General features: G+C 40.1%; 12 protein-coding genes. 9 read left to right on the forward strand and 3 right to left on the reverse strand.

Features of this window, described 5'->3' with window-relative positions:
• Window positions 1-29: 29 nt before the first annotated feature.
• The 3 genes from MKY15_RS14740 (at window position 30) to brnQ (ending at window position 5,851) form a co-directional block, all read left to right on the forward strand.
• The gene (locus MKY15_RS14740) at window positions 30-1,187 is read left to right on the forward strand and encodes an exonuclease SbcCD subunit D (RefSeq protein ID WP_342537873.1); all 1,158 of its coding nucleotides are present in this window, start codon (window positions 30-32) and stop codon (window positions 1,185-1,187) included.
• Window positions 1,184-4,261: an SMC family ATPase gene (locus MKY15_RS14745; protein ID WP_342537874.1), complete on the forward strand. Its 3,078-nt coding sequence runs from the start codon at window positions 1,184-1,186 to the stop codon at window positions 4,259-4,261. Before MKY15_RS14740 ends, MKY15_RS14745 begins: the two co-directional genes overlap by 4 nt.
• 234 nt (window positions 4,262-4,495) lie before the next feature.
• A complete protein-coding gene (gene brnQ, locus MKY15_RS14750; protein WP_342537875.1) occupies window positions 4,496-5,851 on the forward strand; it encodes a branched-chain amino acid transport system II carrier protein in 1,356 nt (451 codons plus the stop codon).
• Between the two features lie 411 nt (window positions 5,852-6,262).
• On the opposite strand, the gene MKY15_RS14755 is transcribed toward brnQ, so the two are convergent.
• The 3 genes from MKY15_RS14755 to MKY15_RS14765 all read right to left on the reverse strand — a co-directional run bounded on the left by MKY15_RS14755 (window position 6,263) and on the right by MKY15_RS14765 (window position 8,125).
• Window positions 6,263-6,925: a GntR family transcriptional regulator gene (locus tag MKY15_RS14755; protein ID WP_067207436.1), complete on the reverse strand. Its 663-nt coding sequence runs from the start codon at window positions 6,923-6,925 to the stop codon at window positions 6,263-6,265.
• Window positions 6,926-7,003: 78 nt separating this feature from the next.
• Window positions 7,004-7,591, reverse strand: a complete 588-nt coding sequence (locus MKY15_RS14760) for a VanZ family protein (RefSeq protein ID WP_342537876.1) — start codon at window positions 7,589-7,591, stop codon at window positions 7,004-7,006.
• 15 nt (window positions 7,592-7,606) lie between these two features.
• Window positions 7,607-8,125, reverse strand: coding sequence for a GNAT family N-acetyltransferase (locus MKY15_RS14765; RefSeq protein ID WP_067207438.1), 519 nt, complete (start codon window positions 8,123-8,125; stop codon window positions 7,607-7,609).
• A gap of 126 nt (window positions 8,126-8,251) precedes the next feature.
• Here MKY15_RS14765 and MKY15_RS14770 point away from each other — a divergent pair, with 126 nt between their 5' ends.
• The 6 genes from MKY15_RS14770 (at window position 8,252) to MKY15_RS14795 (ending at window position 15,157) form a co-directional block, all read left to right on the forward strand.
• Window positions 8,252-8,848, forward strand: a complete 597-nt coding sequence (locus tag MKY15_RS14770; protein WP_067207441.1) for a 3D domain-containing protein — start codon at window positions 8,252-8,254, stop codon at window positions 8,846-8,848.
• Window positions 8,849-9,027: 179 nt separating this feature from the next.
• Window positions 9,028-9,609, forward strand: a complete 582-nt coding sequence (locus MKY15_RS14775) for a 3D domain-containing protein (RefSeq protein WP_067207444.1) — start codon at window positions 9,028-9,030, stop codon at window positions 9,607-9,609.
• A 535-nt stretch (window positions 9,610-10,144) separates the two neighbouring features.
• A complete protein-coding gene (locus MKY15_RS14780; RefSeq protein WP_342537877.1) occupies window positions 10,145-11,809 on the forward strand; it encodes a sensor histidine kinase in 1,665 nt (554 codons plus the stop codon).
• Window positions 11,802-12,509, forward strand: coding sequence for a response regulator (locus MKY15_RS14785; RefSeq protein ID WP_342537878.1), 708 nt, complete (start codon window positions 11,802-11,804; stop codon window positions 12,507-12,509). The genes MKY15_RS14780 and MKY15_RS14785 overlap by 8 nt, the downstream gene beginning before the upstream one ends.
• A 219-nt stretch (window positions 12,510-12,728) precedes the next feature.
• Window positions 12,729-14,066, forward strand: a complete 1,338-nt coding sequence (locus MKY15_RS14790; protein ID WP_067207450.1) for a citrate:proton symporter — start codon at window positions 12,729-12,731, stop codon at window positions 14,064-14,066.
• Between the two features lie 365 nt (window positions 14,067-14,431).
• Entirely contained in the window at window positions 14,432-15,157 is a 726-nt protein-coding gene (locus tag MKY15_RS14795; protein ID WP_187047274.1) for an SDR family NAD(P)-dependent oxidoreductase, read from the forward strand.
• Window positions 15,158-15,353: the final 196 nt, after the last annotated feature.

A 15,353-nucleotide genomic window follows, 5' to 3' on the forward strand; every position in this document is an offset into this window, starting at 1 on the left:
AAGAAAAAGTATTGAAGGGGGAAATGAATTTGAAATTTTTCCATACAGCGGACTGGCATTTAGGCAAGCTCGTTCAAGGTATATATATGACAGAAGGACAGCGTTATGTGCTTGATCAATTTGTAGAGGCAGTCAAAAAAGAGAAGCCAGATGCGGTCGTTATCGCAGGCGATTTGTATGACCGTGCGGTGCCACCTACAGAAGCGATTGCACTACTTGACGAAGTGCTTGGAAAAATTACTATGGAACTTGGAATACCTGTCCTAGCGATTGGAGGAAACCATGATAGCCCGGGACGCCTCCATTTTGGAAGCGGATTGATGCGAGTAAATGGCTACCATATTGCAGGTCAGATGACGAAAGTAATCGAACCGGTCGTTTTGTCAGATGACTACGGTGAGGTTCATTTCCATCTCGTACCATTTGCGGATCCTTCTGTTGTAAAACATTTGCACGAAGATGAAACGATTGTGAACCATAACGATGCGATGAAGAAAGTGACGGCAACTATCCGTGAACAAATGGCAGAGGGGGTCCGACATGTATTTGTTGGACATGCTTTTGTGACACCTCACGGAGAAAGTGAAAATAACACGAGTGACTCCGAACGACCGTTGGCAATTGGTGGGGCAGAATATGTGTCGGCGCATCTTTTCGAAGGATTTAATTATACTGCACTTGGCCACCTACATCAGGCACATTATGTGTTAAATGAAACAGTGCGATTTGCGGGTTCGCCAATGAAATATTCGATATCAGAAGAACATCATAATAAAGGGTTTCTAATTATCGAACTTGACGCTGCAGGGCAGGTATCTGTTGAGAAACGGGAGTTGAAGCCAAAGCATGATATGCGGACGGTTGTAGGGACGATGGAACATATTTTGTTGCACCCAGTAAGTGAGGATTATGTTTTTGTTAAATTGCTAGATGAGACACCGGTTTTATTCCCGATGGAAAAAGTACGGTCAGTCTATCCGAACGCGATGCATGTTGAGCGTAAAGTGCTCATGCTGACCGCAAATGCGGTTGATGAACAACGTATGGAACATGGGAAGCATGATGATTTAGCACTCTTTAAAGCTTTTTACGAAGAGATGAAAGGAGAAGCGGCAGACGTAGAAACGGAGACCCTCTTTTCAGAAGTGCTCCATGAAGTTATGCACAAGGAGGGGACACAGCTGTGAGACCAATTCAATTAATGATGACGGCATTTGGACCATATAAAGGGACGGAAACGGTCGATTTCAGGGAATTGAAAGACAATCGACTCTTCGTTATTTCAGGAGCTACTGGTGCGGGGAAAACCACGATATTTGATGGGATTTGTTTTGCGCTATATGGTCAGGCGAGCGGAGAAGATCGAACGGATAATCGTGCGATGCGAAGCGACTTCGCAGACGACGCAGTTCAAACGACCGTTGAATTGACGTTTGACATTCATAATCGAACGTACCGCATCATGCGGCAAATACCGTATGTCAAACAGCGGAACAAGTCCGAAACGTCTGCGCGCTGCGAGTTCTATGAACTGACGGAAGACGGGGAGGTACCACTTGTCGACAGGCAGATTGTATCTGAAATTAACAAGAAGGTAGAAGAACTAATCGGCTTTACACAAGCACAATTCAGTCAGATTGTTATGCTGCCGCAAGGAGAGTTCCGAAAGTTTCTAACGTCTGATACAGAAAATAAAGAAACAATCATGCGGAAAATATTTAAAACAGATAAGTACCGTGAAATAGTGGAGCAGCTAAAAGGGAAGAAAGACAGCGCACAAGCGACTCTGACGAAAGAGATGCAACAGAGCGAGGGGCATATTGGACAAATAGCGACCTTACTGCCCGAGCGTGAGTCATCGGTCTTTACTGTTCTTGCGAATGAACATTACAATGTGAATCAAGTCGTTCAAGGATTAGAAGAAGAATTTGCGTTTTATCAAGACAAGACGGTTGTTGTTAAAAAGAGTTACGATGAAGTTTATGCAAAACATACAAAAATGCAAGAAATGTACCACGCCGCGAAAAGTATGAATGAACGTTTTATTGAACTACGTCAAAAAGAATTATCGTTAAATAAGTTAACGGAACATTTGCCGATTGTGGAACAAAAAGAGCAACAAATAGCCGACGCAGAGCGAGCTGTTTCAATCGGTGAACTTGAGATGCAATTACTCAAATTGAAAGAAGAAACTGCCACGAAAGCAGGTAATCTTAAGAATGCGAAGGAAGCAGTCCAGATAGCAACAGAAAAAATGGAACTTGCTGGGCAGCGTTTTCGAGTGGAAGAAGCAAGAAAAACTGACCGTGAAAAGCTGACGGAAAGTTTGATACGACTAAAAGATTTCCTTCCGGCTGTTTCAAGTTTGGCATCGAAGGAAACTGCTCTTGGTGTGATGAAAAAAGAAAACAATCATTTGGAAAAAGAACTTGGGAAAACCGTTAGAATGACAGATGAAGAAACGAAGAACTTGGAAAAAGTGAAAGTAGAAATCGAGATGTTTGAAGTGGGACAACTTCAGTACGATGAACGTATCGATCAACTAAATGAAACGATTGAAAAGTGCAAACTACTGGATGAATTCATTGCCATTCGAAATCGGATACACGTATTGGAACAAGGAAAGAATGATCACGAGGCGCGTTATGAGAAAAGTAAATCGGAATACGATGCAGTAGAACAACTTTGGCTAAATAACCAAGCAGCTATGTTGGCTGAGTCTTTAAAAGACGGGGAATCCTGCCCGGTATGTGGGAGTGAACATCATCCCGCTAAATCGCATAAAACAATTGAAGTAACCATTTCAAGGGAAAAGCTGGAAGTGGAGAAAGAACGGCTGAAAGAAGTCGAGGGGCAATTCCGAACCGCGGCTATTACCTACCAAAATACAATCGAGCAGTTAACTGATAAAGAAAATGAAATGAAGCGGTTAGCTATAGAAAAGGATAATAATAATTTACATGAGGTAAAACAGAAGCTAGAAGCGGAAGTGGCTAAGCTTCGCGCAGATCGAAAATTGCTTGTTAATCTGAAAGTGGAATTGAAAAAGAAAGAAGTAATTACAGCGCAAATCGTGGCGCAGAAAACTGAAATGGAACGTGCATTGTTTCAACAAAAATCGTCCTATGATACACAACTAGCCCTGTTTAACATGACATTACAAACGATACCCGAAGATGTACGGGTACTAGCCACGCTTCAGGAGCGGATTGCTGAAACTGAAAAGAAAAAAGAAGAATTAGATTACGCTTGGGAAGTAGTCCAGAAAGTGCGTGAGGAAACGAGCGAGAAGCTGGGGGCGGCGAAAGTAGCAGAAATTCATGCTGGGGAAACCTTGGAAGAAGTTGTAGGGAAGAGGGGTCAGGCGGAAAGTAGATTCAAAAAAGCATTAGAAGAATCGGCATTCCCAACAGAACAGGCTTATCGTGAGGCGAAAATGCAAGAAGTTGACCGCATTTTGTTGAAAGAAAAAGTGGCGGTATTCAAACAACAACTTTATAGTTTACGCGATGCAGTAGGGGAGTTACGGGTACTGCTTGAAGGGAAAGAAGTGGTGGATTTGAGCGATTTGGCAACGAAAGTGGCCAAATTGAAAACTGATTATGAAGCCGCTCTTACTGACTATAATGCTTCTTCAGAATATGAAAAAAACGCATTCAGTTTGAAGGAGAAACTTGTACAGTCATCCGTAACAGTGATTGAACTTGAACGAATATATGGGAAAATCACAGACCTTTACGATATCGTAAGAGGACAGAACGGTTTGAAGTTGTCATTCGAACGCTATATTCAAATCGAATACTTGGAACGTATTATCCAATCGGCGAATGAACGTTTGAAAGAAATGTCGAACGGGCAGTTTGTCTTAATCCGCAGTGACCGTCAGGAAGTACGAGGGAGACAAAGTGGACTGGGTCTCGATGTATATGATGCTTATACAGGGCAAACACGTGACGTGAAGACATTGTCAGGTGGCGAAAAGTTCAATGCCTCTCTCTGTCTAGCACTTGGTATGGCAGATGTCATTCAAAGTTTCCAAGGTTCGGTGTCAATTGATACGATGTTTATTGACGAAGGATTCGGGTCACTTGATGAAGAGTCGTTGAACAAAGCAATTGACACATTAATTGATCTGCAGAAATCAGGTCGTATGATTGGCGTCATTTCTCACGTTGAAGAACTGAAAGCTGCATTCCCTGCGATTCTCGAAGTGAAAAAAGCAAAAGAAGGCCATAGTCACACGAAGTTTACTATTAAATGAGTTAATCTTATGTCCGTTTGCATGTTCGATCATGCAAACGGACAATTATTATATCAAAAATAGTATTATGATTTGTTTATTGTTAATATATCAGAAAAATCAATGTTTTATTATTCTTTTTAACATAATAAATTGCCATTATTATATTGCATTTTGTAAAGGAAAAGAGTATTATTAATTCAGCGATATATTGCATACGTGTAATGTTATTTACATCAAGGGGGAACTGAAGTTATGCAAAAGAAGTTATCATTTTCATCGTATCTTGCCATTGGCTTGATGCTATTCGCACTATTTTTTGGAGCAGGAAATCTTATTTTTCCAGCACAGCTTGGGCAATATGCTGGAACGAACATGTGGCTAGCTGTTCTTGGGTTTTTAATTACTGGAGTAGGGCTTCCATTTCTCGGCATCTTAGCGATGGGCTTCTCGGGGAGCCAAAATTTACAGCAACTTGCAAGCCGGATACATCCAGTTTATGCAGTTGTTTTCACATCACTTTTATACTTAACAATTGGTCCATTCTTCGCCGCACCACGTACAGGTGCAGTCGCATTTGATATTGGAGTCTCTCCGTTTATAAGCGCGGAATATATGCAGATTGCTACAATTATCTTTACTTTATTGTTCTTTGGTCTTACATTGTGGTTATCATTAAATCCCGCCAAAATCGTTGACCGTGTAGGTAAAATCCTTTCACCAGCACTCATCGTACTTTTGTTCGCTTTGTTGGTTATGGTTATTGTAAAACCAATGGGTGTAATTCAGTCACCGCAAGGCGATTATACAAGCGGAGCGTTAATAAAAGGCGTTATGGAAGGTTATAACACAATGGACGCACTCGCTTCATTGGTCTTCGGGATTATCGTCATTAACGCAATCCGCTCGATGGGTGTGACGAATAAACGTGAAATTCTAATGGCGACAGCAAAAGCAGGTGCGATTGCGACTACATTCCTTGCGATTATCTATGTAGGAATTGCTTACTTAGGGGCGACGAGCACAGAGTTATTTGGACTCTTTGATACGGGCGGACCTGTATTAAGCGGTGCATCATCTCATTATTTGGGGACATTTGGATTGGTTATGCTCGCTGTAGTAATCCTACTCGCATGTTTGACTACGAGTATCGGACTGATTACTGCATGTGGTGAATATTTCAATACAATTATGCCGAAAATTAGCTACAAAGTTTTCGTTATTTTCTTCTCAACATTCTGTTTCGTTATCGCGAATTTTGGATTGGCGAATATCATTACGTATTCGATTCCGGTATTGATGTTCTTGTATCCGTTGTCAGTCGTTTTAATGATTCTGACATTCCTGTCACCGCTATTCAACCATGCCCGTGTAGTGTATGTATCAGCAACAGTCGTTGCATTTATGATTAGTATTATTGATGGATTTAAAACACTTTGTAAATCACTTGAGATAGAGTATTTTGATTGGTTAGCCCCAATTATATCCTTTTATGATCGTGTACTTCCTTTCTATGAGGAAGGGCTTGGTTGGCTTTTACCGGTACTCGTTGTCATACTAATAACCGGAATAGCCGCACGCATTCGGAAAAAACCTACAGTAGAAGTATAATAAAAAGCCGGTTCCTCACTGAGGGAACCGGCTTTTTATTATACTTTGACGCGTCTGTTGATTAACTATTTATTGTCATAAAATACTGGTGAGTTGGGCTTGGGAAAATCCATTTTCACCGGATCATTTCCGGTTCGCTTTCGGCGAACTATTCATGACATATTTACCGAGGGGCAAGTGTGGCTAGAAATGACATTGTCAGTTCTAGCCACACTTTTGGGGAGGAATTGCAGTTCATTCCTCCTAGGTAATTCTGTTACGAATAGTTGCCTGTCGCATACCTACACATCAAGACCTCTCGGTAATCGTATAGAGGTCCTCCGATCCAAAGCAATTCAAACATAACTGTACACAAAGCGTCTAGTGTTTGATCAAGTTATTTACTGTTTTTTGGGTTAATCAATACATGTGTTAATTTGATTTGAGAGAATGAAATTCTTCAATCGCACGTAGCCAGTTTCCACTCATAATTGAGGAAACAGCTATAGGATCCCGTTCTTTCATTGAATTGATAATTTTATCATGCTCATCAATCGATTTTTCAGTTAAGATAATAGAGTTATGGAAGAATAATCTTCTGACATGTGCTTGAAGTGAAGCGACCATAGTTATGATGTATGGATTGTCCGCTGCGTCAACGATAATCTGATGAAACTCTTCGTCGATTTTTAAAGCAGAAAAGTAATCTTCAGTATAGACTGCATGGGCAAATATTCTATTCGTACTTTCAAGTAAGGCGATCGTCTCTTCTGTAAGCTGCGGGATTGCAAGTTCAGCGGATAAGGCTTGCAATGCTGCGAGGGGGGGAAGGAGGTCTGTGATAGATTCTTTATCGACTTCCGTTACTTGCGTTGCCTTCCCAGGATACATTCTCACAAACCCTTGCACTTCAAGCAATTGCAACGATTCACGAATAGGTGTCCTGCTAACCCCGAGCGCCCCGGCAAGTTCTGTATCGTTTAACTTTTCACCTGGATGTAATGTGCCATCTATAATCCATTGCTGGAGTTGGTTAAATGCATTTTCCTTTGCGGAAATTCGAAGTGGCTTCGTATGATCTGTCGGTACCGGCATTTTGAATCACCATCCTGTATTTGTCATTATTGCTCTAGTATACAATAAAGTAAGGTCAGTTGGAAGATATGCAATATATTACGAGTGAATTTTTCTGTTTTTAAAAAGATGTTTTGTCTTCGGAAAGCGTTTTTTCATAACAATGTACACGTAGTAACCAATCATACTACCTAGTGTGTTTAACCATAAATCATCAATATCGCTACTTCTGGCTTGGGACAACTGCGTTATTTCGATAAAAAGAGATATGCTTAACCCAATCAAACAAACTTTCCAAAATCGATTGAATTTGCTCCATAATAAAGGAATCATAAAACCAATGGGCATGAAAATGCATATATTACCTAAAAAATTTATAATAAATGGCTGCCAGAAATTCAATTCCGTAATGGCATAATAATTATCTTGAAAAACCCTGAAAGGAATAAGATTTACATTCGAAAATGAGCGTGTAACGACCGGTCCTGTATAAAGAAACGTCAGGATTGTTTGTGAAAATAACGCCGTCATGAATAATAAAAAGATGACAACACCAATTTCATGGTAGACATGAAGTTTCACGTATCCGCGTATTTTATTGTAAATGATGCGGGTGATGAGGATGATTGGCAAAGCGATGAATAGATAAGGAATCATTTCTGCGATATACCCTAAGATTGTAGTCATTAAATCCACCTTATTTTATGTAATGTCGCGCTTATATTTCAGAGAGATATCTTGATCCTCTTTAGAAGTTCCATATGCAAGTTCTTCATGCTGGAAGATGAATCCGCGAGCCTCATAGAAGGGAATGCCATAATGGTTTCCTTTGGCGACGGAAACCCATTGTTCATTTGCGCCATACGTATATTTCTGTATTTTAGTAAAGAAGTCGAGAAGTCGTGTGCCAATACCCATTCCTCGCATTAAAGGGTCTAAATAAAAGACATATACTTCTCCCGCAGTTTTACTAGTCATTCCGCCGCCGATAGCACCGACGATTTTTCCATTTGACTCAGCAATGAAATAACCGTGCCATTGTTCATTAATAGAGACGATTTCTTGCTCAATACGTTGCACGCTGTAATATTGGTCAATTATTTTAGTAATATAATCCTTGGAATAAAGCTTGTCGTATGTAAACCATTGACTCGTTATAAGTATGTCAGTTATGGCCGCGGCATCGTTCCTTGCCGCTCTACGAATAGTAATCGTCTTCATTGCAGACACCTCTTTGCATGTAATAATACACATACTGATTGTAATGGTAAAGACAGCTTTCTGTAATGTTCCTGTAATAGTCGATTGCTATTATAAGTATAGACTAAATAGCAGGGAGTAGAGTAATTGAGAAAATTATTAATGACCCTCATTCTTACGATTGCATTATTGGTCAGCGGAGCAGATGTAAGCTGGGCAGCATCGCCAAATTACACAGTTAAAAAAGGTGATTCGTTATTCACGATATCTAAGATGCATAACGTATCCATTTCCAAATTAAAATCATGGAACAACTTGAAGTCAAATATAATTCAGCCGAACATGAAGCTGAAAGTCGCTTCTGGGGCAAAAGTAGTTAAAAAAGCAGCAGCACCGAAAAAAGTGGTTAAATCAGTTGCGAAAACACCATCTCGATCCGATTCTGATAATGTTGTCAAAGAATTCACTGTTTCGGCCAGTGCATTTACGGCCAATTGCAATGGATGTTCAGGAGTAACAAAAACAGGTATTAATCTGAAAAGTAACCCGGATGTCAAAGTCATTGCTGTTGACCCAAGTGTCATTAAACTCGGAACTAAGGTATATGTGGAAGGCTACGGATATGCAATCGCCGGTGATACGGGAAGCGCAATCAAAGGAAACAAGATTGATGTATTTTTCCCGACAAAAGAGGCAGCGTATAAATGGGGTCGTAAAAACGTGACGATAAAAATACTGAATTAAATGATAAAGCGCCAACTTTCCGATTGGAGGGTTGGCGCTTTTTATGCGTCGATTTACAGTCAAAGTGTGCACTTAATCTTGCTTGCTCTTTGTAATGAAAAAGACAACTCGTTGTAATGTTATTGTCATACAACTTGGGCAAGCTGTCTCCTGAGAATAAAATACAAGGAGACGAGTAAATGAAAAACATACTTTTGACATTAATCCTGACGATTGTCTTATTAATTAGCGGAGCAAATGAGGGTTTCGCTTCATCAGCAACGTATAAAGTCAAAAAAGGCGATACATTATACAAAATCTCTCAAATGCATAATACAACAGTAGCGAAATTGAAGTCGTGGAATAATTTGAAATCGGATCTCATTTTCCCGAATCAAAAACTTAGTATCGGTTCAAACGCTAAGAAATCTAAGAAAGCAGCTGATAAGCCCGCTTCAAAAGCTGTATCACGGTCAACGTCTACGAATGCCGTCAAAGAATTTACCGTCTCGGCAACTGCATATACAGCTTATTGTAATGGTTGTTCCGGTATCACAAAAACGGGCATAAATTTAAGGAAAAACTCAGATCTAAAAGTGATCGCCGTCGATCCGAATGTTATTAAACTTGGAACGAAAGTACACGTAGAAGGGTACGGATACGCGATTGCTGGTGATACTGGAGGAGCGATTAAAGGAAATAAAATTGATGTATTTATACCTACGAAAAGCGAGGCCTATAAGTGGGGGCGAAAAAATGTCAAAATAACAATAGTCGAATAATCACTATCAAAGCTTGCCTGATCGATTAGGCAAGTTTTTTTTATTGTCTAGGAAATCATGAAATCTCGTACTGTGGATAAGTTGTAACGTAGAGATTTTACGTCTAGACTCCAGCGCCTAGCCCCTCGAGTCACTTCTGGCCTGTAGGTAAAGGCAAAGAGCGCTTGTCGGGGCTGAACAGGCACTTACGCTTTTGTTCTTGAAAGGATAAGTTTTTAGATTTGGAACAGTGTCTAGACTTCAGGCGTTAACCGCTCTAGTCATAAGTAATCTAGTTATATGGCAAAGAACGCCACGTCTTGCTTGCAAGGAAGCAGGTGTGCAGTCGTTGCGACACGATGTCGCGAACTTAGACTGCCTTCTCTTTGTCCGACTTATACCTGTTGCGTCTTAAAGGGAGCCTTTCGCTTTTCTTATTGAAGTAAAGGAGTATGAAACATAAAATGTATAATACATATCAGTACATTGCTATTCATAGCCCTGTCTGCTATATTTCGTATTCACCTATTAATCGAACTTTAAGGAGTTTCAAGCAATGATCTATTTCCAAAAAAGTGACATAAAAAATCCCCATATCAAACCAAATGTAACAGTTAATTTGAAATTGAAAATGATTCTTCTCATTGGTATATTAATCATCGCAATCGTCTTGGTCATCGGGGTCTTTATGAATTATTTTATATCTGATATGTTAGAAACGCAGATGGGAGATCGGGCGCTCGGCGTTGCTGAAAGCGTTGCACATATCCCCGAACTGGCTAATGCATTTAAGGATGACAATCCTGCGTCAATTATCGGTCCGATTATTGCACCAATTCAAGAGGTGACTGGCGCTGAATTCATCGTCATCGGAAATGCGGAAGAAATAAGGTATGCTCACCCTATAGCCGCTAAAGTCGGAGGGAAAATGATGGGGGAAGACAATGAGAGGGCATTAGTGCGTGGTGAATCGTACCTCTCAAAAGCGATCGGCTCATTAGGCAGCTCATTAAGGGCGAAAGTACCCATTTACCTTGATGGGAACATTGTCGGTGTCGTATCTGTCGGTTTTTTAGCTAATGATATGCAAACTATAATCCATAACTATAATAGTCAGTTATGGATTGTCTTGTTGCTCATTGCAGGAGTTGCAGTTATCGGTGCAATCATCATTGCATCGTATATTAAAAAAGTATTATATGGATTAGAACCAGAGGAAATAACCCATTTGCTGATCCAAAAAGAAACGATTCTTCAGTCGACGCATGAAGGGATTATTGCATTAAATCAAAATGGAATGATCACGATGATAAATTCTGCTGCACAACTTTTATTATTCGATAAACAGATTGCATCAGATTATTACGTTGGTAAAAAAATACAAGAAGTATCTCCAATTGAACATTTATCCGTGTTGTTGAATGACGTAAACGGGCTATCTGATAAGGAAATAGTGATAGGTAATAACAGTGTTTTCATAAACACTGTTCCAATCTACTTTGAACAGCTGTTCATCGGGACGGTATCCACTTTTAGGAACAAGACTGAAATTGAGTCGTTAACGAAGGAGCTGACTCGGGTTAAACAATACGCAAATGCATTAAGGGCCCAAACCCATGAATTCTCAAACAAGCTACATATGATACTCGGCTTACTACAACTGGGAAAGAAAAAGGAAGTTATTGATTATATTCAAAAAGAAAGTAACTTGCAAAAAAACTGGATTCGTATATTGATAAGGAAAGTAGCAGATCCGCTAATAAGTGGAATTTTATTAGGGAAATTAAATCAGGCGAATGAATCAGGTATAGATTTGGTAATTCACCAGGATAGTATATTGGAAAATCAATTATCTGAGAAGAAAAGTGAGGTGTTATTGACAACAATAGGGAACCTAATTGATAACGCAATGGACGCAGTGAAAAAGAATCCTTCCTCAAACCGAAAGATATCGATTTTTTTCACTGATATAGGTGATGATATCATTTTTGAAATAGAGGATTCAGGAGAAGGAATTACTGAGAAGCTAGCTCAAAAGATATTTGAACAAGGATTTACTTCGAAAGAAGGCACGAATCGTGGTTTCGGGCTTGCTTTGACGAAACAGCTAATAGCCGAAGTGAATGGAGCACTCTATTTAGAAGAAGGAGAGCTGGGTGGAGCTTGTTTTGTTGTCTCCATACCGAAAAATCCACGTGAAGGGACAGAAAGCAATGCGTGAAACAATTCAAGTATTAATAGTAGAAGACGACTTTAGAATTGCTGAAATAAATCGTCAATTCGTCAATCGGGTAGACGGGTTTACTGTCCTGGAAGTAGTTAAAACTGGGGAAGAAGCATTGATTTTATTACGGAACAAAGCGAAATTGCCACATCTAATTTTATTAGACGTCTACATACCTGATACGGAAGGATTGGGTCTGTTTTGGCAATTACGAAAAGAGTTCACTGAAATTGACGTCATTATGGTGACTGCTGCTAAGGAGGTAACGACCATTGCTGAAACGTTACGTGGCGGGATTTTTGATTATATTGTGAAACCTGCAGATTTCATCCGTTTTGAACAGACGTTGAAACGTTTCAGTAATCAGCACGTTCTTTTGAATTCAAGGGAAGAGCTTGAACAAGATGAAATCGATTGGTTGACAGGTTTGCAAACATCCCAAAAGATTGAAACTGTTGCGATAGGAAAGTTACCGAAAGGAATTGACCAAATTACATTAGATAAAATAAAAGATGTTATACAGGCAACCGATAATTCTGGCGTTACGGCAATGGACGCTGGCAAAAGAGTGGGGGTAAGTCGATCAACCGCAAGACGTTATTTAGAGTATTTAGTGTCGGTTAAGGAATCAGAAGCACAATTAAAATATGGAGACATCGGGCGGCCTGAACGAAAATACATACCGTGGACAAAATGAACAAAACACACAGAAAGATCAATAATGTTTTTACTTAATTAAACTTATTTTTCTAACCTCTTTATGATAAGTTTCTGAGTATAGAAAACTTTGAAAAAGAGAGTGATCATTTTGTCTGTCGAAACAAATTTTCAATCGTTGTGAAAATTGATGTATCCGCTTACACTATGTGAACTTCCTTTTCATTAGTAAACAGCCGTTTACTAGAAGGAGGAAATTATGCTTAGTATTATTGGTTTATTTACAATACTCATTGTTGTTGTGCTACTTATAAGTGGCAAAGTCTCTCCAATTGTAGGGCTAGTACTTGTTCCGATAGTGGGGGCGTTCAGTGCAGGATTCAACTTCGAACAAATTGGTGAGTTTTTCACAAGTGGAACGCAATCTGTCTTCAGTGTTGCTGTCATGTTCATTTTTGCGATACTGTTTTTCGGAATCATGCAGGATGTAGGGGTATTCGACCCTCTCATTGATAAGATGATATCACTTACTCGTGGAAATGTTATTGCAGTGGCTGTTGGTACTGTCATCATTGCTGCAATCGCTCATTTGGACGGTTCAGGAGCCTCGACGTTCCTAATTACAATCCCCGCTTTGCTCCCGTTATATAAAAAGTTAAAGATGAGTCCCTATTTGTTGCTCATGTTGGTCGGAACAAGTGCAAGTGTAATGAATATGGTTCCTTGGGCTGGCCCGTTAGGAAGAACCGCGGCAGTGCTTGATATGGATGTCACTGAACTGTGGAGACCACTCATTAAGATTCAAATAATCGGCCTAGTATTATTAGTTGTTTTGGCAGTTTTACTTGGACTTCGTGAAAAACGTCGCATCGCGAAAAACATATTAGCGGATGAAAAATCCATGTCCGTAGATGACTCACTTGAATTGCCGGTAAATGTTAATCAGGGTCAAGATACGGTCGCGGAAAAGTTATTGAGCCGACCAAGGTTTTATTGGGTAAACGTCATATTAGCAATCAGTGTAATCGGTGTTTTGGTCTGGGGCGTAATTCCAGCTGGATTCGCATTTATGATTGGGGTCAGTATTGCTTTACCTATTAACTATCCTAATATACAGGACCAGATGTCGCGCATAAAAGATCATGCACCAGGTGCGATTCTTATGGCGACGATCATTTTGGCCGCAGGTTCGTTTTTAGGTATTCTAAATGGGACGGATATGTTGAATTCGATTGCAAAAGATCTTGTGACTGTTTTGCCAGCATTCATCATTCCATATTTGCACATCATCATAGGAGTGCTCGGTGTTCCATTCGATTTACTGCTAAGTACGGATGCCTATTATTTCGCATTGCTTCCGATTGTCGATCAGGTTGTAACTGGTTTTGGAGTATCTTCACTCTCTGTCGCTTATGCTATGATTATCGGAAATATCATTGGAACGTTTGTCAGTCCTTTATCTCCGGCTCTATGGCTTGCACTAGGATTGGCAGGGCTTGAAATGGGCCGTCATATCCGTTATTCATTTATGATGATGTGGGGTTTCAGTGTTGTTCTATTGGCAATCGCTATTGTGATCGGTGTTATTAAAATCTAAGTTTAAAATTGAAAAACAATTTTCCTTCGGGGAAGTTGTTTTTTTGTTGTTTGAATAGTTTTCGAAACTGACTGGGTGACTGTGATTCAGTCAATTCGGATGATACAATAAAGAAAAAGATGAGTGGGAGTAGAAGTCTCGGAAATAGATTTCGATATATTTGTGCTCATAAAAAATTTGGAGAAAATCGAGCTGTGCTTTCTGAACGAGTCATTAATCGTCGACTGTAACAATGAGGGGAATTGATTCGGGACCAATCTCTCAGAATTAAGGGATGCTATCCAATTCATAGAGTAAGTACAGGAGCCGTTAAAAAAGAACGATTTCAAAGAATGGTTGAAATACATGCAGGAGGGGTGGAATAAATGAACGTCTATATTATTACAGGTGTGTCAAAAGGGATTGGATTTGAACTTGCAAAGCAGCTAGGTAGTGAGGGGCATTTCGTTATCGGGATTGCACGCACTATAAGTAAACTAGACGGTGTAAAATTCATTAGAGCAGATCTTTCTGAAACGGAGAAACTGGAAGCGCTAATGGATGAGTTAATCACTGTTTCCCCACGAGAAGCGGTGTCATTCACACTTATTAATAACGCTGGCATGGTTGATCCTATTGGAATAATGGGTGCTATAAATGCGGAAGATATAACAAAAGCAGTAGCATTAAATTTGACGGCACCAATGATTTTATCCAATACATTTATTGGCGCTTTGAAAAACTTCAAAGGAGTGAAGCGAATCGTCAACATCTCATCTGGAGCAGGCCGCAATGCGTATGAAGGATGGGGAGCATATTGCACAACGAAAGCGGGACTTGATCATTTCTCGCGTGTTGTCGCACTTGAGCAGGGGAGCGCGGAACACCCAGTAGACATCGTTTCTATCGCGCCGGGGATTATAGATACTGGAATGCAGGAAACCATTCGGGGAAGTAAGGAAGAGGCATTCCCTCTCCTTGATCGTTTTATAGACTATAAGGAGAAAGGGTTGTTAAGCAGTGCGGAACAAACTGCTGGCCAATTAATTGCATTTATGGTGAATGAAGACTTCAAAACAGTAGGTGCGATTGCTGATTTACGGGATTTTTGACACTGAAGTTAGAAGCGAGCAAATAGCGTTGCGTCCCGATCATATAACTGGATTGCCGATCAAATAACGTCGCGTCCCGATCATATAACTGGATTGCCGATCAAATAGCGTTGCGTCCCGATCATATAACTGGATTGCCGATCAAATAGTGTTGCGAACCAATCATATAACTGGATTGCCGAGCATATAGCGTTGC

Origin of the sequence: Sporosarcina sp. FSL K6-1540 (genome assembly GCF_038620285.1) — a bacterium.
Classification (GTDB): domain Bacteria; phylum Bacillota; class Bacilli; order Bacillales_A; family Planococcaceae; genus Sporosarcina; species Sporosarcina psychrophila.

Excerpts from the sequence above, each read along its gene's own strand:
- MKY15_RS14790 (WP_067207450.1), top strand. The coding sequence starts at position 12,729 with ATGCTTAGTATTATTGGTTTATTTACAATACTCATTGTTGTTGTGCTA.
- MKY15_RS14760 (WP_342537876.1), bottom strand. The coding sequence starts at position 7,591 with ATGACTACAATCTTAGGGTATATCGCAGAAATGATTCCTTATCTATTC.
- MKY15_RS14785 (WP_342537878.1), top strand. The coding sequence starts at position 11,802 with ATGCGTGAAACAATTCAAGTATTAATAGTAGAAGACGACTTTAGAATT.
- MKY15_RS14775 (WP_067207444.1), top strand. The coding sequence starts at position 9,028 with ATGAAAAACATACTTTTGACATTAATCCTGACGATTGTCTTATTAATT.
- MKY15_RS14765 (WP_067207438.1), bottom strand. The coding sequence starts at position 8,125 with ATGAAGACGATTACTATTCGTAGAGCGGCAAGGAACGATGCCGCGGCC.
- MKY15_RS14755 (WP_067207436.1), bottom strand. The coding sequence starts at position 6,925 with ATGCCGGTACCGACAGATCATACGAAGCCACTTCGAATTTCCGCAAAG.
- brnQ (WP_342537875.1), top strand. The coding sequence starts at position 4,496 with ATGCAAAAGAAGTTATCATTTTCATCGTATCTTGCCATTGGCTTGATG.
- MKY15_RS14780 (WP_342537877.1), top strand. The coding sequence starts at position 10,145 with ATGATCTATTTCCAAAAAAGTGACATAAAAAATCCCCATATCAAACCA.
- MKY15_RS14795 (WP_187047274.1), top strand. The coding sequence starts at position 14,432 with ATGAACGTCTATATTATTACAGGTGTGTCAAAAGGGATTGGATTTGAA.